21 protein-coding genes are annotated in these 18,348 nt (G+C 49.7%); 12 read left to right on the forward strand and 9 right to left on the reverse strand.

Annotated elements, in window-relative coordinates; translation table 11 throughout:
* The first annotated feature begins 115 nt into the window (after nucleotides 1-115).
* Both HNR50_RS14250 and HNR50_RS14255 read left to right on the forward strand, forming a co-directional pair.
* Complete coding sequence (locus HNR50_RS14250; protein WP_184747441.1) at nucleotides 116-748, forward strand: YdeI/OmpD-associated family protein; 633 nt, start codon at nucleotides 116-118, stop codon at nucleotides 746-748.
* Between the two features lie 108 nt (nucleotides 749-856).
* Complete coding sequence (locus tag HNR50_RS14255; protein WP_184747442.1) at nucleotides 857-1,105, forward strand: hypothetical protein; 249 nt, start codon at nucleotides 857-859, stop codon at nucleotides 1,103-1,105.
* A 198-nt stretch (nucleotides 1,106-1,303) separates the two neighbouring features.
* On the opposite strand, the gene HNR50_RS14260 is transcribed toward HNR50_RS14255, so the two are convergent.
* The 6 genes from HNR50_RS14260 to HNR50_RS14285 are packed head-to-tail and all read right to left on the reverse strand — an operon-like array spanning nucleotide 1,304 to nucleotide 5,604.
* Nucleotides 1,304-1,756 carry a hypothetical protein gene (locus HNR50_RS14260; RefSeq protein WP_184747443.1) on the reverse strand — a complete coding sequence of 151 codons (453 nt, stop codon included), beginning with the start codon at nucleotides 1,754-1,756 and terminating at the stop codon, nucleotides 1,304-1,306.
* A 14-nt stretch (nucleotides 1,757-1,770) separates the two neighbouring features.
* Entirely contained in the window at nucleotides 1,771-2,880 is a 1,110-nt protein-coding gene (locus tag HNR50_RS14265) for an NADH:ubiquinone reductase (Na(+)-transporting) subunit F (RefSeq protein WP_184747444.1), read from the reverse strand.
* A gap of 13 nt (nucleotides 2,881-2,893) precedes the next feature.
* Nucleotides 2,894-3,487 (reverse strand): NADH:ubiquinone reductase (Na(+)-transporting) subunit E, encoded by a 594-nt coding sequence (locus HNR50_RS14270; RefSeq protein ID WP_184747445.1) that lies wholly within the window; start codon nucleotides 3,485-3,487, stop codon nucleotides 2,894-2,896.
* Nucleotide 3,488: 1 nt separating this feature from the next.
* A complete protein-coding gene (locus HNR50_RS14275; RefSeq protein WP_184747446.1) occupies nucleotides 3,489-4,100 on the reverse strand; it encodes an NADH:ubiquinone reductase (Na(+)-transporting) subunit D in 612 nt (203 codons plus the stop codon).
* Complete coding sequence (locus HNR50_RS14280; protein ID WP_184747447.1) at nucleotides 4,100-4,705, reverse strand: FMN-binding protein; 606 nt, start codon at nucleotides 4,703-4,705, stop codon at nucleotides 4,100-4,102. Before HNR50_RS14280 ends, HNR50_RS14275 begins: the two co-directional genes overlap by 1 nt.
* Complete coding sequence (locus tag HNR50_RS14285) at nucleotides 4,702-5,604, reverse strand: RnfABCDGE type electron transport complex subunit D (RefSeq protein WP_343060195.1); 903 nt, start codon at nucleotides 5,602-5,604, stop codon at nucleotides 4,702-4,704. The genes HNR50_RS14280 and HNR50_RS14285 overlap by 4 nt, the downstream gene beginning before the upstream one ends.
* Nucleotides 5,605-5,710: 106 nt before the next feature.
* Here HNR50_RS14285 and HNR50_RS14290 point away from each other — a divergent pair, with 106 nt between their 5' ends.
* Nucleotides 5,711-6,130: a SoxR reducing system RseC family protein gene (locus HNR50_RS14290; protein ID WP_184747448.1), complete on the forward strand. Its 420-nt coding sequence runs from the start codon at nucleotides 5,711-5,713 to the stop codon at nucleotides 6,128-6,130.
* A gap of 12 nt (nucleotides 6,131-6,142) precedes the next feature.
* Here HNR50_RS14290 and HNR50_RS14295 read toward each other — a convergent pair whose 3' ends face one another.
* Nucleotides 6,143-6,808 carry a hypothetical protein gene (locus HNR50_RS14295; protein WP_184747449.1) on the reverse strand — a complete coding sequence of 222 codons (666 nt, stop codon included), beginning with the start codon at nucleotides 6,806-6,808 and terminating at the stop codon, nucleotides 6,143-6,145.
* A gap of 130 nt (nucleotides 6,809-6,938) precedes the next feature.
* Here HNR50_RS14295 and HNR50_RS14300 point away from each other — a divergent pair, with 130 nt between their 5' ends.
* Genes HNR50_RS14300 through HNR50_RS14325 form a run of 6 tightly spaced genes read left to right on the forward strand, consistent with a single transcriptional unit; the run spans nucleotide 6,939 to nucleotide 12,589 of the window.
* Complete coding sequence (locus HNR50_RS14300) at nucleotides 6,939-7,424, forward strand: hypothetical protein (RefSeq protein WP_184747450.1); 486 nt, start codon at nucleotides 6,939-6,941, stop codon at nucleotides 7,422-7,424.
* Nucleotides 7,424-8,056: a TetR/AcrR family transcriptional regulator gene (locus HNR50_RS14305; protein WP_184747451.1), complete on the forward strand. Its 633-nt coding sequence runs from the start codon at nucleotides 7,424-7,426 to the stop codon at nucleotides 8,054-8,056. Before HNR50_RS14300 ends, HNR50_RS14305 begins: the two co-directional genes overlap by 1 nt.
* Nucleotides 8,053-9,375 carry a glycoside hydrolase family 1 protein gene (locus HNR50_RS14310; RefSeq protein ID WP_184747452.1) on the forward strand — a complete coding sequence of 441 codons (1,323 nt, stop codon included), beginning with the start codon at nucleotides 8,053-8,055 and terminating at the stop codon, nucleotides 9,373-9,375. The genes HNR50_RS14305 and HNR50_RS14310 overlap by 4 nt, the downstream gene beginning before the upstream one ends.
* A gap of 3 nt (nucleotides 9,376-9,378) precedes the next feature.
* A complete protein-coding gene (locus HNR50_RS14315) occupies nucleotides 9,379-10,716 on the forward strand; it encodes an MFS transporter (protein WP_184747453.1) in 1,338 nt (445 codons plus the stop codon).
* A 51-nt stretch (nucleotides 10,717-10,767) separates the two neighbouring features.
* The gene (locus HNR50_RS14320; protein ID WP_184747454.1) at nucleotides 10,768-11,226 is read left to right on the forward strand and encodes a MarR family winged helix-turn-helix transcriptional regulator; all 459 of its coding nucleotides are present in this window, start codon (nucleotides 10,768-10,770) and stop codon (nucleotides 11,224-11,226) included.
* Entirely contained in the window at nucleotides 11,213-12,589 is a 1,377-nt protein-coding gene (locus HNR50_RS14325; protein WP_184747455.1) for an MATE family efflux transporter, read from the forward strand. Before HNR50_RS14320 ends, HNR50_RS14325 begins: the two co-directional genes overlap by 14 nt.
* On the opposite strand, the gene HNR50_RS14330 is transcribed toward HNR50_RS14325, so the two are convergent.
* The gene (locus HNR50_RS14330; protein WP_184747456.1) at nucleotides 12,551-13,978 is read right to left on the reverse strand and encodes a pyridoxal phosphate-dependent decarboxylase family protein; all 1,428 of its coding nucleotides are present in this window, start codon (nucleotides 13,976-13,978) and stop codon (nucleotides 12,551-12,553) included. The two genes, HNR50_RS14325 and HNR50_RS14330, sit on opposite strands and share 39 nt — an antisense overlap.
* A gap of 82 nt (nucleotides 13,979-14,060) precedes the next feature.
* Here HNR50_RS14330 and HNR50_RS14335 point away from each other — a divergent pair, with 82 nt between their 5' ends.
* A complete protein-coding gene (locus tag HNR50_RS14335) occupies nucleotides 14,061-14,516 on the forward strand; it encodes a hypothetical protein (protein WP_184747457.1) in 456 nt (151 codons plus the stop codon).
* Between the two features lie 8 nt (nucleotides 14,517-14,524).
* On the opposite strand, the gene HNR50_RS14340 is transcribed toward HNR50_RS14335, so the two are convergent.
* Complete coding sequence (locus HNR50_RS14340; protein WP_184747458.1) at nucleotides 14,525-15,769, reverse strand: tagaturonate epimerase family protein; 1,245 nt, start codon at nucleotides 15,767-15,769, stop codon at nucleotides 14,525-14,527.
* 163 nt (nucleotides 15,770-15,932) lie between these two features.
* Between HNR50_RS14340 and HNR50_RS14345 the strand changes: the two genes are divergently transcribed.
* The gene (locus tag HNR50_RS14345; protein WP_184747459.1) at nucleotides 15,933-16,928 is read left to right on the forward strand and encodes a LacI family DNA-binding transcriptional regulator; all 996 of its coding nucleotides are present in this window, start codon (nucleotides 15,933-15,935) and stop codon (nucleotides 16,926-16,928) included.
* Nucleotides 16,925-18,346 (forward strand): extracellular solute-binding protein, encoded by a 1,422-nt coding sequence (locus HNR50_RS14350; protein ID WP_184747460.1) that lies wholly within the window; start codon nucleotides 16,925-16,927, stop codon nucleotides 18,344-18,346. Before HNR50_RS14345 ends, HNR50_RS14350 begins: the two co-directional genes overlap by 4 nt.
* Nucleotides 18,347-18,348 lie beyond the last annotated feature (2 nt).

Consider the following 18,348-nt stretch of genomic DNA (forward strand, 5'->3'; position numbering starts at 1 on the left):
TAGCAAGAACAATGGCTTGAAGAACTGGTATAAATGCACATACCTGATTAATAAGGTAAAAAAGTTTACAAGGTTTGAATTGACAGCCGGAGTGAAAATAACGATTTTTTATATAATGGAAATAAAAATACCGGAAGTTGACGCATACCTGTCGGATGGTTGCGGCAGATGTAAATATTACAATACGCCTCAGTGCAAAGTGCACAGATGGAACGGGGAGCTCAAAGCCCTCAGGGAAATTGTTCTTGACTGCGGCCTGAAAGAAGAACTGAAATGGAGTCAGCCCTGCTATACTTATCAGAATAAAAACATACTGATAGTCAGCGCTTTCAAAGAATACTGCGCGCTGAACTTCTTCAAAGGCGCGCTGTTGAATGACCACCATAAAATCCTGACGCAACCTACGAAAAACTCCAGGGAATCACGTCAGGTCCGGTTTGTCTCGGCAGCCCGGATAGCCGAACTGAAGCCCATACTGAAGGAGTACATCCTTGAAGCTGTTGAAATTGAAAAATCGGGAAAACAGATCCCTAAAAGTAAACCGGAAGACTTTCCTTACCCCGAAGAACTCCTGGAAAAATTCAATGAAGATTATGCCTTCAGGGACGCCTTTGAAGCTCTCACTCCGGGCCGGCAGAAAAGCTACCTTCTCCACTTTGCCTCGGCTAAACAAGCGGCAACCAGGATTTCCCGCATTGAAAAATGCATTCCTAAAATCTTCGACGGACTGGGATTCAACGAAAGATAATATCTGACCGGACCAATCAGTTTTTTCACCTCAATCAGGAATACTCTATTGAAATTATTTATAACGATATGTAATAATAGTTATCAATACCAGCACAGGAAAAATAATATGGATACGGAAACTATTATTTATGAAAACAATTATACCGATACGTACAATAACCTGAGAAACAGAAGTATTCTCTCCGGTTTTTCTATTTATGATATTAAAAGAGAACTTGAATCACTATACCGCTATGAAGATCTCGATTGGACGGGTCGCGGCGAATATAAGAATTCAGAAATTCAGGGTGCTGTAGCGGCTTATCAGGTTTTTCTTCATGAATGGAACAAGGAACATAAATCCGATATAAAATAGCGTATTGCTATTATTCTGAATAACAATTTTTCCCTTTGCCTTTTGCTCTCTCCCGGCAATGTCTCCCAATCTCCGTCGAGGCTTGTCCTGCTTTCCAGATTATCCAGTTTTACAGGAGCTTCAGCCTGAAGCAGGCTGACAATAAAAAATAGAAAAAAAATACCCGGAGCAATATTTCCCCGGATATTCTTCATAAAATCAGTCAAAGAGAACCCTTTTCATGACCTGAGGCTCCAGGCGGAATCTCGACCCCTTTCCTTCGATGAAATGGTGCTCCCGCAAAAGATGAATGGAAAGATCGGTTACGACGACGGACTCATTGGTCTCCTTTCGGGTGATCTGAGCTGTCATCTTATGAAAGAAGCCGTCTTTGAAAGGACAGGGAAGCTGTCCGCGGGGGTCGACGACCCTGATCAGCCATTTATCATCAATGGTAACCGGTTCGCCCAGCCCCTTCTGGCCTTCTTCCATAAAGTAAGCCAGTCTCTTGGCCGTATCGACAAAGGAAAGCCCGGCATCGCGCATCTCTCCTTCGTCCCGGGCAATCATATCCACGACGGGAATGGTTTCGTCTCCGAGAAATCCCTCTTCGGTGATTACTCCCGGCTGCATATTTTCCTGAGCCATTGTCATGGCCGGTGTCATTTTCATCTACAGGACCTCCATCAGAATTTATCGTAGAAGATATCGTCGAGCGATACTTTGTTCGCCGTAAAGACATTGTTACAGGCATTGATCATACCGGGGCTTCCGCAGAGATAGCCTTCCCGTTTCTTATCGGTACCGATTTCCTCTTTCAGATATTTATCCAGGACATCGGTAATCAGTCCCGTCGCGCCGTCCCAGGGCGTGCCTTCCTCCGGTTCGGAGAGTGCGGGAACGAAGTGAAAATTAGGCATTTTTTTCTCAAGCTCTCTCAGCTCATCGAGATAAAACATATCTTTCACGGTCCGGGCTCCGAAGAAGTACCAAACCTCGCGGTCCAGCTCACCGGTATCGAGCATATCGAAGAGAATAGACATAAAGGGAGCCATACCCGATCCTCCGGCTACGCAGACCATGGTTGTATCGGTCGGGGTCCGGAAAAAGTCTCCGAACGGTCCGACAAGTTCAACCCTGTCCCCTTCCTTCAGTTCCGTATGGACCCAGGTCGTTGCGATACCGCCGGGAACCAGTCTGATAAGCAGTCTGACAATATCTTTTTCTCCGGGCTTCGAAGCCATGGAATAAGCCCTCTGGGTCGACCCTTTTATCTTTCCGTGGGGAGGAACGACCAGCTGGACGTATTTGCCCGCCTCGAAGTTAATCTCCTCTCCCTGAAGATCGAAGGTAACCTCTTTGATATCATGGGTCACATCGACTATGGATTTTACGATGGAATCATATTTCTTAATATTAAACAGCTCGTCGGGGATTTTAATGGAAATATCGCTTTTGATCTTCACCTGGCAGGCCAGGCGGATGTTGTCGGCGAGATTCTCCTTTGTCATAAAGGGAGTTTCCGTCGGGAGATAAGGCCCCACATCGCTGGTCACCTGGCATTTGCAGGCTCCGCAGGTCCCTCGCCCACCACAGGCGGAAGGAACAAAAATTTCCTGTCCCGCCAGAGAAGAGAGGAGAGACTCCCCTCCGTCAAGTTTGATTTTCTTTTTGCCGTCGTTTATATCCAGTTCCACCTCGCCGTAGTTGTTGACGACCTTATCGACGATGGAAATGGCCGCAGCCAGTATGGCAGCGATTAGAGCGACAGCTCCTGGTGCTATGATTATCATCATCTCTCAAGCCTCCTTACTGCACACTCAGCATTCCGGAAAAACCGATGAATGCCATAGCCATGAAGCCGATGGTGATAAGGGTGATTCCCGGGCCTTTGAGAGCCGGCGGAACCGGGGCCTTCTCTATCTTTTTATTTATGGCCGAAAGGGCCATTATGGCGAGCCACCAGCCTATACCCGAACCGAAGGAAAACACCACGGTCTGGACGAAGTTGTACTCCCGTATCTGCATAAAGAGAGCCACACCGAGGATAGCGCAGTTTACAGTTATCAGAGGGAGGAAGATCCCCAGAGACAGGTAGAGTGCCGGCGAAACGCGGTCGATAACCATTTCCAGAATCTGAACCGTCGCGGCGATAACGATAATGAAGATGATATAGCGCAGGTAGATGAGATCGAGCGGGATGATGACGAATTTCAACAGCACCCAGTTGAGCATGGAGGTGATGGTCAGAACCACGGTCACCGCCAGCCCCAGGCCGTTAGCCGACTTCATATCCTTGGAAATGGAGATAAAGGAACACATTCCCAGGAAGTTGGCCAGTAGAATGTTGCTTGTGAAGACCGATGCGAAGAGCAGTACTATTGGATGTATTTCCGGAGCCATATTATTTCCCCCTTTCCTTTTTCAGTATGATCGCTTTGGCGAACCAGAGAACCGATCCCAGCAGAAAGAAAGCGCTGGGAGCCATAACCATGATGGTCCAGGGGGTAAAGGTTTCCGGCAGAACGGCATAGCCGAACACAGTTCCGAAACCGAGAAGTTCCCGCACGAAAGCGATGAGCATAAGCACCCACATGTATCCCAGTCCGGAGGTCAGTCCGTCCCAGGCGGAAATGATCGGCCCGTGGGATTGGGCGAAAGCTTCAGCTCTTCCCATGATGATGCAGTTGGTAATGATCAGACCGACATATGGCCCGAGTGATTTGCTGATTTCCGGCAGATAAGCCCGGAGCAGAATATCCACGATGATAACGTAGAAAGCGATGATCAGCGTCTGCACGATCATACGCACTTTCCGGGGAATCACCTGCTTCAGCAGGGAAACGGTAATATTGGTAAAAGCCGCCACGAACATAACCCCAAGGGTCATGATCAGCGTATTGGTCAGGTTATTGGTTACCGCAAGAGTGGAACAGATCCCCAGAATCTGAATGAATATGGGGTTATTGGTCCACACGTTTTCCTTGAGTATTTGTGATGGAGAGTCACCGTTCATCAGTTCATACCTCCTTTAGCGGACTTCATCTTATCAATCTGATTGTTGATTATCTGCTGGAGCGAGTCGCTTGTTCTCGAAGCTCCGGTAATACCGTCCACTTCTCCGTTGTCTTTGTCCGTATCGCCTTTTCCTCCGCCTTTGCGGATGACGATGCCGTCTACAGCGTATTCTCCCTTGAACTGGTCTTTGAACCAGGCTTCATCGATACGTCCCCCCAGTCCGGGAGTTTCCGAGTGGGAGAGAATTTCCATTCCGACAATCCGTGAAAAATCGGCATCCATCCCCAGGACACCCGTAATGGTTCCCCACAAACCGCTGCCCTGGAAAGGCGCAACGATCAGCTGTTTCCCGTTCAGAGTCGTTTCCTGATAGGGTTTGGAGCTGTCAAACTGAGGGAAAACCGATTTAAGTTCTTTTTCAACATCCATTTCTTCACTGACGACGATCCCTGCCGCGGTCAGATAGGCTCTAGCCTCCAGGATACGCTGATTTTCAGCCACTTTTTCGCTGGTTGCAGAATTAGCCAGGGAAAGAAGAAAAACGAATATAAAGGCTGCGACGGCGGTTACGAGAACCGTATAAATCAAACTATCTTTCTTCATGCTTTCACCTTCTTCTTACCGGTTTTGGAAGCCAGTTCATCGAGAAGCGGCGCAAACATATTCCCCATGAGGATACCGAAACTGGTTCCTTCAGGGAAGAGAGAGAAATCGCGGATCAGCGCGACGGACACGCCGATGATAATGCCGTAGAGAAAGAGCGCCAGATTTTTCTTCGGAGATGAGATGGGGTCGGTCACCATAAAAACTCCGACGAAGAGAACGCTTCCCGACATCAGGCTCTGCAGAGGCGGTGCCTGAATAACGCCGGCATAATAAAGAATGGCCTGAAGCCCCAGAAAAGAGACCAACATGGCCAGCATGGATCTCCAGCTCGCGGTTTTGGTTGCCAGTAGATAAATAGCGGCCAGGACGATCAGAATCACAGCGCTGCCGCCGAGAGTTCCCATCCTTATACCGAAGAGAAGATCAGTCAATTCGGGGATCTGTCCCGATCTCATAAGCTCAAGAGACGTTGCGCTCGAAACGGCATCGGCTCCCAGAGTTCCGAACCGGCCGGGAGTCATCCAGCTGGTCGTCATGAGCAGGGGAAAAGTAATGTAAATGAAGAGACGCCCTGTAATGGCGGGATTGAAGACATTCCGTCCGAATCCGCCGTAAATAGCCTTTCCGAACATAACGCCGAAGATTATTCCGATTCCGGCGATCCACAATGGTATGAGCGGCGGCATGGCAAGCGTAAAAAGGGTACAGGTTACCAGTACGGCTTCCGAAACCTTTTTATTATTCCGTTTGGTAAAGATGTATTCCGTCGCAATTCCCAGCGGAAAGACAACGGCAGCGATGGCCAGTGCCCGCCATCCGTAGAGATAGATGGAGAAAAGGTAGACCGGTATGAGCGAGTACAGCACCTTCCTCATCATATTCTGTTTCTGAAACACTTATTCCCCCTTAGTGTATGGAAAATTTCATAATTTTTATCGATTTTACTATATTAAAGAGTAGAACAATAGTAGTTTTTTAACAAACGTAAATTACGGGGTTTATATGATAAACAAAGGAATTATCCGGAACATTTCCGATAAAGATATTTTTGTTGAGGCTTTCACTTCTGAATCCGGAGAAGGCCATTCCTGCGGATCGGGAAGCTGCGACCACTGCAGCCAGAAGGGGAAGACACGGCTTGTCCGGGCTGAAAATCCGGAGAACCTCTCATTGAGGATAGGAAATACAGTGGAAATGGAGATACCCTCCTCAGCGGCTTTGCTCGCTTTTTTCCGCATACTGCTTCTCCCGCCGCTTCTCTTTGCCCTTTTATACATACCGGCAGCTCATCTGCTCAAATGGACAGCAACCAACAGTATCATAGCCGGAGCCGCAGGGTTCTCATTGGCCATAGTACTGATATTGCTCTTAAAGAATAAAACTTCGGTGAAAGAGACTCCCAGAATTCTGAGAGTCCTTTAGAAACAGCGCTGATCATGATCCAACGGGGAAGAGGAACCCCACCTGGACATAGGGTCTGAAGAACGGCTGATTGATGGCGCTGTCCGCATCATCATATGTATAATCCTGCCGGGGGCTGTCATCGAGTCCGTCGGGGTTGTAGTAAAAAGTACCGTGAGCGTCGATACGGGTTTTCGGGAAAAACTCCAGCCCCGCCTTGACGCTTATGGATGTGCGGCTCCGGGAAAAGCCCATTCTCAATCCGCCTCCCAATCCGACGCCCCATCCGGTCGATTTAACCGAAAAAGCTTCATTGTTTCCGATAAAAGCAAAATGAGCCTGATAATGGTTGATGAGTCCCGAGACGGTCAGTTCGGCGGTCAGGTTATCCTTGACGGGGATCTTCCAGCCGGCGTCGAGAGCGACCATGAGAGACAGGCCGTACTCCTGAATGTTTCCGCCCTGGTTGTCATTTATAAATATCTTCCTCGCCTCTTCAGCATTACCCGGTTCGAATTGATAGGACGCCCCGGATCTGACCTGAATAAAAAGTGGAAAATCGCTTTCCGAATCGTCGAGGCGAAGCCCGAGAGTCACTCCCAGATCATTGTAGTACCCCACAGCCAGTTCTTCCGACAGCTGCAGAGAGAAGATATTTAAAGGCACAAAAACGATAATAAGAACTAATAGCTTTTTCATAAATCAAAGATAGCTTACTTCACCGGACCAGCCCATATACTGTTCGGTACAAATGGAATTGACAAAGAGGGCAAACCGGATTAATCTAAATGTCACACGCTGTGACATTTAGATTAATCTTGAGGAATGCATGAAAAAGAACTTTTATCTGATAAACCTTGCGGGTTTCTCTCTTTTAAGCTTTGCCATGGAGATTGAGGGAGAGGAATGGAAAATCGGAGGGGAACTTTCACCGGGAGCCTTCGCCCTGACAGAGGAAATGGACGGAGAGCTGGTTTTCTATGTAAATAATTTCCGGGTGAACACGGATGAATCCATATGGTCCTACACCGACGACAGCTGGGATCTGAAGGTTTTTCTCGACGGGAATATCGGTGGCTTCGATACGAATCGCTTCGACCTGCAGGGGTATATAGCGCAGCTGATCTCCGATCCCGATCTCGATGCTCTCCGGCCGAGTGTACTGGATCTGGATATTCCCGGTTCCGGAGATTTCGAGCCGCGGATATCCGTCGGCAGAGGAAGCTATTCCATAGAAAGAGAGGAGAACCGCATCAGGATCTTCATGATGCATAACGGCGGGGTTGAAATCGTCATGGAGAAGAGGGGGGAATAATGGAAAAGAAAGAGAAAACCAGAGAGACAATATTGTCGAAAGCCCGGGAGATCTTTCTGAAAAAAGGGCTCTTTGATGTGATTATGGACGATATTGCGGAGGAAGCGGGACTGACCAGAAGAACCCTGTACCGCTATTTCGCCACCAAGGAGGACCTGGCTTTCGAGACGACCATCGGCCTGATCGACGAGTGGAACAGCTACCAGAAGGAGGTCGCCTCCGGGCTTCAGGGGTCCGGTCTGGACCGGCTGGAAACCTTTCTCGGAAAACTGATCGAATATATGTCCGACCGTCTCGATGTCATGAGATACCTGGGAGAATTCGACTTCTATTTCAAAGGGGAAAAGGAATCGGTCGCATCGGAGGAGGAGAGGGAGAGATTCGAGGGCGTCATTCTGGAATCCGATGACCTGCTCAGAGAAATGCTCGAACGGGGGATCGGCGACAAATCCATACGGGACCAGATCGATATACCCCTGACAATTGCCACCATATCAAATGTGCTGTGGAGCTTTGCCCAGAGAGTGGCCGCGCGGGACAGCCGCATCATAAGAGAGACGGGATACCGGGGCGTGGAACTCATCGCCCATCAGGTGAGCCTGTACATCGACGCATTGAAGGAGAACAGATGAAAGAGATTGAATTGCCCCGGGATTTCCTTCTGGGAAGCGCCACGGCGGCCACCCAGATAGAAGGCGGGGATAAAAACAGCAACTGGTACCACTGGTCGCTGAAAGGAAAGATCGAGGGGGGAGCCAGCTCCCTCACTGCGGCGGACCACTGGAATAGAGTGGAAGAAGATATCGCCCTGATGAAGGAAATGAATCAGGAAATCTACCGGATGAGCCTGGAGTGGAGCCGGATCGAACCGGATGAAAGCGTCTGGTCCGACGAGGGCATAGAGCACTACCGCAGAGAACTGACCCTGCTGAAAGAGGCGGGCATAGAGCCTCTGGTAACCCTCCACCACTTCTCCCACCCCCAGTGGTTTGAAGACAAAGGGGCCTGGGCTTCGACGGAAAGCGTCGGATTCTTTATCCGGTTCACATCGAAAGTCGTGGAAACCCTGGGAGAGCTGATCGGGGAGTACTGCACGATCAACGAGCCGAATGTCTTTGTCAACGACACATATATGGACGGGAAATACCCGCCGGGGCATAAAGACGATATCCGGTCCTATTTCAAAGCTTCGCGGAATCTGATACTCGCCCATCTGGAAGCCTATGAACTGATTCACCGCATGAGAGAGGAGAGAGGCTGGAAGGGAACCAGAGTGGGCATGGCCATTCATCTGGCATGGTTCGAAAAAGGGGACGGCAATCCTCTGGCCGGACTGAGCCTGAAGCTCATGGACTATTCGTTCCACAGCCTGTTTTTAAAAGGCATGGTCGAGGGACGGCTCTCTTTTCCCGTCGGCTCGGGCCATCCCCGGGGCAAAGGCCTTTTCTGCGATTTCATAGGCATAAATTACTACTCACGCCATCTGATTCACTCGAGCCTGAATCCGGCGACGCTTTTCGGAGAAGTCCGGGTGGAGGAAAACCTGCCTGATGATCGCCTGAACGATCTGGGCTGGGAAATCTACCCCGAGGGGCTGTACCGCACGGTCGGGAAAACCTTTGAGAAGTACGGCCTCCCCGTCTACATAACGGAAAACGGCATTCCCGATGCCCGCGACGCCAAAAGAGCCCGTTTTATCTATGACCATATGGCCCAGATACGTAAGCTGCTCGATGAGGGAGTCGATGTCAGGCGGTACTATCACTGGTCGCTGCTCGACAATCTGGAATGGAATGACGGCTACGGCCCGCGTTTCGGCCTCATCGAAGTGGATTACGAAACACAGGAGAGAAGAATCCGCGAAAGCGGCCGCTTCTACGGAGAACTGTGCTCCGGCAAAAAAATAACCCAGGGGATGATGGACCGCTATCTCCCGGGATACAGGAAGTGAGTTATGGGCGAATTGAAATTATCCACTAAAATCGGTTACGGCATGGGTGATCTGGCGGGGAACCTTCTCTTTCAGATGACAGTCATCTACCTTCTCTTTTTCTACACCGACGTGCTGGGCATATCGGCCATGGCGGCCGGTATCATCTTTCTCATCGCCCGGCTCTGGGATGCGGTAAACGACCCGGTCATGGGCCTGCTTATGGACAGAACCAGATCGAAACACGGAAAAGCCAGAGTGTACCTTCTCTACGGCTCCCTGCCCCTGGGGCTGGCGACCATCGCCATGTTCTACGCTCCGGATCTGCCGATGGGGGGAAAGGTCGCCTATGCCGCGGGCACCTACATCCTCTGGGGCATGCTCTTCACGCTGGTCAATATTCCCTACTCCTCCCTGACCGCTTCTCTGACCGACATCCCCCAGGAGCGGACAGACCTCTCCTCCATAAGGATGATCTTCATGCTCATCGGCGTCATTATCGTTTCGGTCGCGACTGAGCCTCTGGTATCGTCATTCGCCACACCATCCCGGGGCTATTTCTCCGTAACGGCTATCTTCTCCCTGCTGGCCCTTTTCTTTTTTCTTCTCTGTTTCAGGCTGACGGGGAAAGCGGCATCAGAGAGCCGGAAAAAAGATGAGTCCTACAAACTCGGCGAGATATGGCCCCTGCTTCTGAAAAACAGGCAGCTGCTCATCGTAACCGCCGCGTCTCTGATCGGTAATATGGCCGTATTCATCCGCGAAACTTCGGCGATTTACTACGTCACCTACAATATGGGCGACAGCGGCATGCTCCCGTTCTTTCTGGGCATTGTCGTGCTTTCCATGCTGGCGGCCAATCTTATGATCCCCCTGGCCACTAAAAAATGGGATAAGAAGGGAACATATCTGATAGGTTCGGCCATAGGCGTGGCCGGATCAGTCATCTTTCACTTCATCCCCTACGATCAGACGGCGTTGATCTTCCTTTTCGGAGCTCTGAGCAGTTTCGGGATCGCGGCGATTTCGACAGTCGGCTGGGCCATGATTCCCGATACGATAGAGTACGGTGAACTGGTAACGGGCAAAAGGGCCGAGGGCATTTCCTATGCGGTCTACAGCTTCAGCCAGAAACTGGCCACGGCCGTAGCGGGAATAACGGTGGCCTCGGTTCTCCAGTGGTCCGGCTATGCAGCTAATATCCCGGTTCAGTCCGATCAGACCCTGAGGGGCATTCTCAGCACATTGACGGTAATACCCGTCATTTTCATAGTTCTGTCCATGGGCATCATCCGACTCTATGCAATCGACAGAACAACCTATGAAGGAATTCTGCTCAAACTGAAGGAAAAGATGTCATAAGAAGCAGAGAAATAGTTGACCATGCAACTATTTCTCTGCTATTTTAGTTGCATGGCTAACTTTAAATCCGTAGGCAATGTCGTATCCATACTCTACCGATACACACAGATCTATCTGAAGGAGACTCTGTCCGATCTGGATCTCCACGGCTCGGGACAGATTAAAATCGTTCTGACTCTGTCAAAACATCCCGAAGGTCTGTCCCAGGACAAACTGGCCCGGATATTAATTGTGGACAAGGCGACTGTCTCCAAAATGATCCGCCCCCTGGTGCAAAACGGGATGGTCGAGAGATCGGTGAACCCCGATGACAAAAGAGCCTATATCGTAAAATTAAGCGAAAAAGCCCTTGCGAATGTGCCGGAAATCAAGAGACGGACCGGCAGATGGACCCAATTGATGAGCCGGAATATTCCTCCGGAACGGATGGACGGGTTTTTCGAAACAATGGAGATCATGTTGAAAAACGCGGCCGACTATCTCAAGGAAGGAAATATTGAAAAAAGCTAGAAGAATTATGACCGAAGGCCCGATTCCCCCGATTCTGATAAAAATGGCAGCCGGCATGCTCTTCGGCTTCATCGCCATGTCGGCCTTCAACGCCGTGGACACCTATTTCGTGGGTCGGCTGGGCGCCATGGAACTGGCGGCCATGAGCTATACTTTTCCCGTAGTCATGATTCTCAATTCCATTGCTCTGGGATTGGGAGTGGGCCTGTCCTCCAATGTTTCCCGGGCGATCGGAGCCGGAAAGAACCATCTTGTCAAAAGGCTGACAACAGACGGGCTGGTACTGGCTGTCCTGGTTGTCATCATTATCGGAATGGCCGGAATTCTGACCATAGTCCCCCTCTTCTCCATCCTGGGAGCAGAAGGCAGAACTCTCGGCCTGATTAAAGATTACATGACCATCTGGTATTTCGGGGTACCTTTTGTCGTCATCCCCATGGTCGGCAACAATGTCATCCGCGCGACGGGAGACACGCTCACCCCGAGTCTGATTATGATGACATCGGTGTTCATCAATGTCATACTGGATCCATTAATGATCTTCGGAATAGGCCCTTTTCCCGCTATGGGAATTTCCGGCGCGGCGCTGGCAACAGTCATTGCCCGCTTAACGACTTTTTTCTTTTCACTAAGCATTCTGGGACTCAGAGAAAAGCTTCTTTCTTTTGAAATACCCCACCATTCGGAAGTTCTTTCAAACTGGAAGCAGATCGCTTATATCGGCGTGCCCGCGGCTTTGGTTCAGGCCATAAATCCCCTTACGCTGGGGGTTCTGACCCGTATTCTCGCCGGATTCGGTGATAAAGTGGTGGCCGGGTTCGGTGCTGCCGGTCGACTTGAATTTCTCATAATGGCCATACCCGCCGCATTCGGTACGGTTATGGCCCCTTTCGCCGGGCAGAACTGGGGGGCGAAGAAGATTGAAAGAATTAAGGAGGGCGTCCGTTTTTCCGCCATGGCTTCCCTTCTGTGGGGAGTCATCGTTTTTGTCCTTTTCCTTTTCGCATCCGAATCGATTATCGGTTTGTTCAGCAGCGATCCGGTTGTGAGAAACGCCGGAGCGGCCTACATGAAAATAATGGGCCTGGGGTATGGCTTTTTCGGAATACTGATGATCTCCAGCCAGAGCCTGAACGCCATGAACAAACCGCTCCACTCAGCGGGAGTGACGATTACAAAATCCTTTATTATCAATATCCCCCTGGCCTTGATCGGTTCACGGGTCCTTATGGAAAGCGGTGTGTTTACAGCGTCTCTCATCGCCAATATATCAGGAGGACTACTGGGACTTTTTATCGTATTCAGAATTCTGAATCACAAGATCTCACAATTGAGAGAGACGGTCCAGGCTACGGCCGGTTGATACGATCTTCCTGAATAAACCGCGGAGATGCTCCTCCTCCATATCCTTATGAGTCATCAGGAGGCGGAGTGAGACGTCTCCGGCTATGAAAGCCTGGGCAATCAGAGTAATGCCCCTTTTGTGCAGTTCCTTTCTCAGCAACTCATTGAAACTGTTTTTATCGCCTTCCGCGTTATAACGGAAGCAGAGATTGAAGGATTCACGGGGAACCACCATTTCCAGTTCTTCCGTTTCTCTTACAATCTGTTCCCCCAGTTCCGCCAGACGGTGATATTTTTCAATCCGACCGGCAAATCCCTCTTTCTTATAGAATTTCCAGTCGAGAAACCACTTCAGGCTATCGACCCGCCGGCCGCACTGGAGGGAGTACGCTCCGGGATTGTACTCTTCCCCTTCCCTCTCCTTCCGGTGAAGGTAACTTTTATCTCCCACATTGCAGACGAAGTCCATGATTCCCGGACGATTGTTAAAAAGCAGGACATTGCAGATTAGAGATGTGCCGGGCATTTTGTGAAAATCCATGGTAAATGAATCAGCCTGTTCCAGCCCGGCAAGGTATTTTTCCTTTAATCTGTAACTGAAAATGGCTGCTCCGCCCCAGGCCCCGTCGGCATGGAGCCAGAAATGATATTGTTCTCTCAATTTCACCAGTTCAGGCAGGGGATCATAAGCACCGCGGACCGTGGTTCCCATGGTCGCCGTAACGAAAAAGGGTTTTCCTCCGCTGGAAACGACTCGATCCATTTCTTTTTGCAGCATGACCGGATCCATTCTCCCGTGATCATCCACAGGGATTTTCACAAGCTGATCCAGTCCGATTCCCAGAATGTTGACAGCTTTGTCGAGAGAATAGTGGGCATCGCTGCTGACAAAGGCATAGAGTTTTTGATGTCCGAAGAGACCGGACGATTTCATATGATCGGATAAGAGATTTCGCGCCGACATCATGGCAATCATATTGGCGTTGCTGGATCCGGTGGTCATCTGTCCCTCGCCCCGTGAAAAGCCGGCAAGATCCAGCATCTGCCGGATCATATATTTTTCCATAAGAACGGAAACGGGAGCCGCTTCATAACTGCCCGCATCGGTCTGGGATACGGCAGCGGCTATTTCTCCGACGATAGAGGAAATATTGGCTCCGGCCCACATACGGTTATTAAAACCGAAGTGATGGGTTTTGACGGCATAGCGGAAATACGTTTCCACCCAGTGCTTCAAGGTCTCCGGATCCTCTATCCCCCTTTCGAGATCAAGTTCCAGGAGTTCGCTGAGCTCTTCCGGTTCCTTCCGGTCGGAATAGGGCATTCCCCTATCGGATGTGAGAAATGATTCCACAGCTGTGAAAAGGTTTTTTAATATTTCTATATCTCTATCTGATTGATGACTCATACAGTTATTATACTCCCGTCGATGAATAGGGTCAAAATGGTTAACACTTGTGATTTCGGAATTAACAATGTACCTTTAAAGCATGAAAAGAATGATCATTCTTTTATTCCTGTTTTCTCTTTGCGGAGCCCTGTGTGCCATTAGCGACCGCGAGCTCATCACCGATATCGAAGAGATTGTCGATGAATCACTGAGCCTGTTCAACCGTCTGGGAAAAACCGGAACAGAAGTGATCCGGGGCGCGGAAGGCGGCACAATAACCTACAGGACGGAACTGACCGGTTTCAACCGGGTTCTCAATACCGTCGAATATGAGGCCTTCTGCAGAAGGGGATATATAATAAGCGGCACAATAAGCAACAGGACAGACTGGTCCGGATCGGGAACCAGTCTGTCATCTTTTGCCATAGAGGGAATCGAATCGTTCTGCCTCGAAATAGAAATGTCTCTCTTAAAAAAGAAGAGGATTGAAGGGAATTACTGCCTGAAAAGGGAGAATTGTGAACCGATTTATATCGCCTACGATTCTCCCGATTAAGAGGCTGACTATAGAAAAAGCGGTGCGATATGCCTGTCCAGAAGATTCTCCTTAACGTTTCTGGCGACCTCTTCCCTGTGCTCTTCCAGGGCATCGAGATAGCGCTCGCCCATTTCCGATGCCACTTTGTATCCCACGTGGAGCAACTGGCGGAAATTCAGGTTATATTCGGAACAGCTCTGATCATGGCGCAGAGCATCGGCATACTGTCTTCCAGTCCAGCTATTGACGTCTACAGGCGCAGGCAGCCGGGATTTATCTATATCGATAACCGTGGCATAGGGAGCGGCCAGTTCGTCATAGCGTCCGAAGGCTTTCTCATAGACCTCTTTGGCAATTTCCAACCCCGTTCCGCCGCTTTCAGCCAGCCCGATCAGCTCTTCAAGCCAGGTCGTGCCGGCCGTTTTAATATGGATTCCTCCGCCAATTTCCTCCATGGCTTTTCGCACATGGGGATAAATGGAGAATTTATCGCTGCCTGAATGGATGCTAAGCTTGAGGTTGCGCATCATACCGAACTCTTCTACAGCCCAGGCGATAACCGCCATATCATCGCGGAACTCTTTGCCGAAAACATCGGGATCTCCCACGTAATCGACGCCTTTATTGAACCTTCCGGAAAACTTCGGAGCGATGGTCTGCGCCGGGATTCTCTCCCGGGCAATGGCTGCCAGAATAAATATCATCTCTTCGGGAGTCTGAGGATTTTCCGTTTCATCCATGGACACTTCCGTTACGAAACGACCCTCCCCTTTTACCGAGACAAGGTGCCGGTAGATTTTACCCGCTTCCTGAATGGCGTAGAGATATTTCTCCGCAACGCTGCGAATATCTTCTTCTTTAACGGTAACCGGACCATCGAGTCCGGGAATATCAAGTGAGCCTGCATAGGAACGGTTCTTTTTGACAAACTCCTCAATAGATTCATCTGTTGCTTTTTCCCCGATATAATCGGCCACATCGAGCGTGAAGAAATCGGAAGAATCGACAAAGAGATCGACTGATTTAAGATTTATGTGATCCGCATCGACATAATAGGCACCATCCCAACCAGCGACTTCAACAGCTCGATCGGCGGCCTCTCTGACGGAAAGTGGCTTTGTGTGAATGATTTCATGTTCCCGGAATGATTTATTCCAGACAATGGCCAGATCGACCCCTTTCTTTTTCGCCTCCATGACTGCGCTGAGCTGAGCCGATGCCTCTTTTCCGAAACGGTCGCCCGTTCCAATTGAATATTTTTCCAGTATCATATTACCTCCGGGATAACCCCAATATCTTGCATCATATTGTAAGCGGTTACATTATTTTTGGCAAGATATTTGATACAAAAGCTGTCTTTCCCTTCATTTATCGATAAAGTTCTTTTTTTTATGTAATCGGTACCACATCGGGATTTTGATGCTATAATACGGCATGACCATCTATGAACTGGCTGAAAAAGCCGGCGTTTCAACAGCAACCATTTCCAGGGTTCTCAATAACAGCCCCAAAGTGAGCGAGAAAACCCGGGACCGAATACACAAACTGATGAAAGAGGAGAATTACGTACCGAGCGCCTTTGCCCGGGGGCTATCCGGCTCTCCCGGCAAGACGATCGGAATACTGACCATAGATATTCGTGACCAGTATTTCGCTGCAGTAATTCATTCGCTCGAGCAGGAATTGAGTCTTTATCAGTACAATGTCATTCTCTGCAATACCGGAGGCGAATTGGACGATCAGAGAAATTACATATCCCTGCTCAGGCAGAAACAGGTCGATGCCATGGTCCTCGTGGGTTCCGTCTTCAGAAATCCCCATTTGAAAGGCATTATCAGGGAAGTGACGGAAACCGTTCCACTTATCATCGTCAATGAAAAAGTTTCGGGTCCCAATATATATTCGGTTATATGCGAAGAGGGAAAAGGCATTGAAGATGCTGTCCGGAAACTCTATGAGTCCGGCCGTCGATCATTTCTCTTTGTCAAGCCCGGACAGACCTACAGTTCAAACCGGAAGGAAAGAGGTTTCAGAAAAGCTCTGGAGAATCTGGATATTGCGACAGAGAATAGAGTTCTGGAAATTCCGAAAGGATTACAGCCTGCACAGGATGCGTCATCGCGTATTACTGACCTCCCCTTTAAAGTCGATGCGGTGATCTGCGGAGAAGACCTGACAGCTATGGGTATCATTAAAGGACTGAAGGAGAAAGGTGTGGATATCCCGGGCACGACAGCCGTGACAGGATTCAACAATTCGATTTATGCCGAAGGCTCGACTCCCACCATTACTTCCGTTGACAGCCAGAGCGACGCCATGGGTCTGGCTGCCGCACGGCTGACCCTCGATATCCTGAACGGGCGCAATGTGCCGGTCCTCAGTTCCATAAACACATCATTAATCGTCAGAGAAAGCACAGGTCCCTTATGAAAAGAATCATCCCTCCCCTATTATTGATTTTTCTGGTCACGGCATGCGGATCCGGCGATATCAAAAAGGAAGAGCCTTACCGATTTACAGCTTATCTGGATAATATCATCCAGGATTGGGAAGGACAGAAAGTCTTCATTGAGGAGTTCAACCGCCTGACCGGCATGGAACTCGACATCGTCCAGCCGCCCCATCAGCAGTATATGGAAAAACTCATGGTCAGTTTTTCCGGGAAAGACAGCCCCGAGCTCTGTGAGATACTGCCTGAATATCTCTCGCTTCTCGTATCGAGGGAAATAGCTCTTCCCCTGGACAAATACATCGAAAATTCCATTCACGTCAGCCATTTCGATGATGAGTTTCTCGACAATCTCCGGTCCCACGACGGGCATATATACGGTTTTCCCGCCAGAGACGGGGGAGGCTGCGTCACCTATATCCGGAAAGACTGGCTGGACAATCTGGGACTGGAAATCCCCCGCACATGGGAGCAGTTTCACAATGTCCTGAGAGCTTTTACCTATGACGATCCCGACGAAAACGGACTGGACGACACCCGCGGGTATACCGATGTCAACTCGGGAGCCGAAGACTGGTACAACCGGGCGATCATGCTGGACGGCCGGGTCGAAATCTACTGGAAAAACGGAGCCTGGGTGGACGGTTTCACCGAACCGGCCGCAACTGCCGCACTGGAAAGACTCAAAACGATCTACCAGGAAGGGCTGGTAGACCCCAACATTGTGACAAATACAACATTTACGGCGCGAAACCGCTTTATAAACGGCGATGTGGGCGTTTTCACCTACTGGGGGAACCATTGGGCCAGAAACCTCCTGGAGAGAACAGGAAAAGTATCGGGACCGGAGGTTGAGCTCGTTGCCATTCCGCCTCTCGATGACGGTTACTATATAAAAAGGGTCGCACCCCTTCTGGTCATCACTTCCGATACGGAGGAACCGGGTAAAGTATTCAGCAGTTTCATCGACCGGCAGTACGACAAGGGAGAAATTCAGACGCTCTTCACATACGGCGTAAAAGGGTACCACTGGGACTTTGTCGACGGAGAGCCCCGGTTCCTGATCAATCAGAACGATCCCTATAAAGTCCTGTTCACAAAGAGCTTTGTTCCGCCGACGGAGATTATCAATGATTGGGACCAGCCGATGAGGATTGATGAAGTGATTGTACCTGTACAGGAAACGCTTAACAGCAACTCCCGTCAGGAGAAGATCAAATTCGGAAAGGCCAACTACGACAGGTATTATCTGGAAATCGAGCGCAGCCTCAAGCCCGACATTATCAGCCGCATTATCAACGGCGGAATTTCCATAGAAGAGGGACTTTCAGAATACAGGCGAAAAGCCGCCGAGCTCTCTCTGGATAAAATACTGGATGAACTGAACGGAAAAATCTAGCG

Origin of the sequence: Spirochaeta isovalerica, from assembly GCF_014207565.1 — a bacterium.
Classification (GTDB): Bacteria; Spirochaetota; Spirochaetia; order DSM-2461; family DSM-2461; genus Spirochaeta_F; species Spirochaeta_F isovalerica.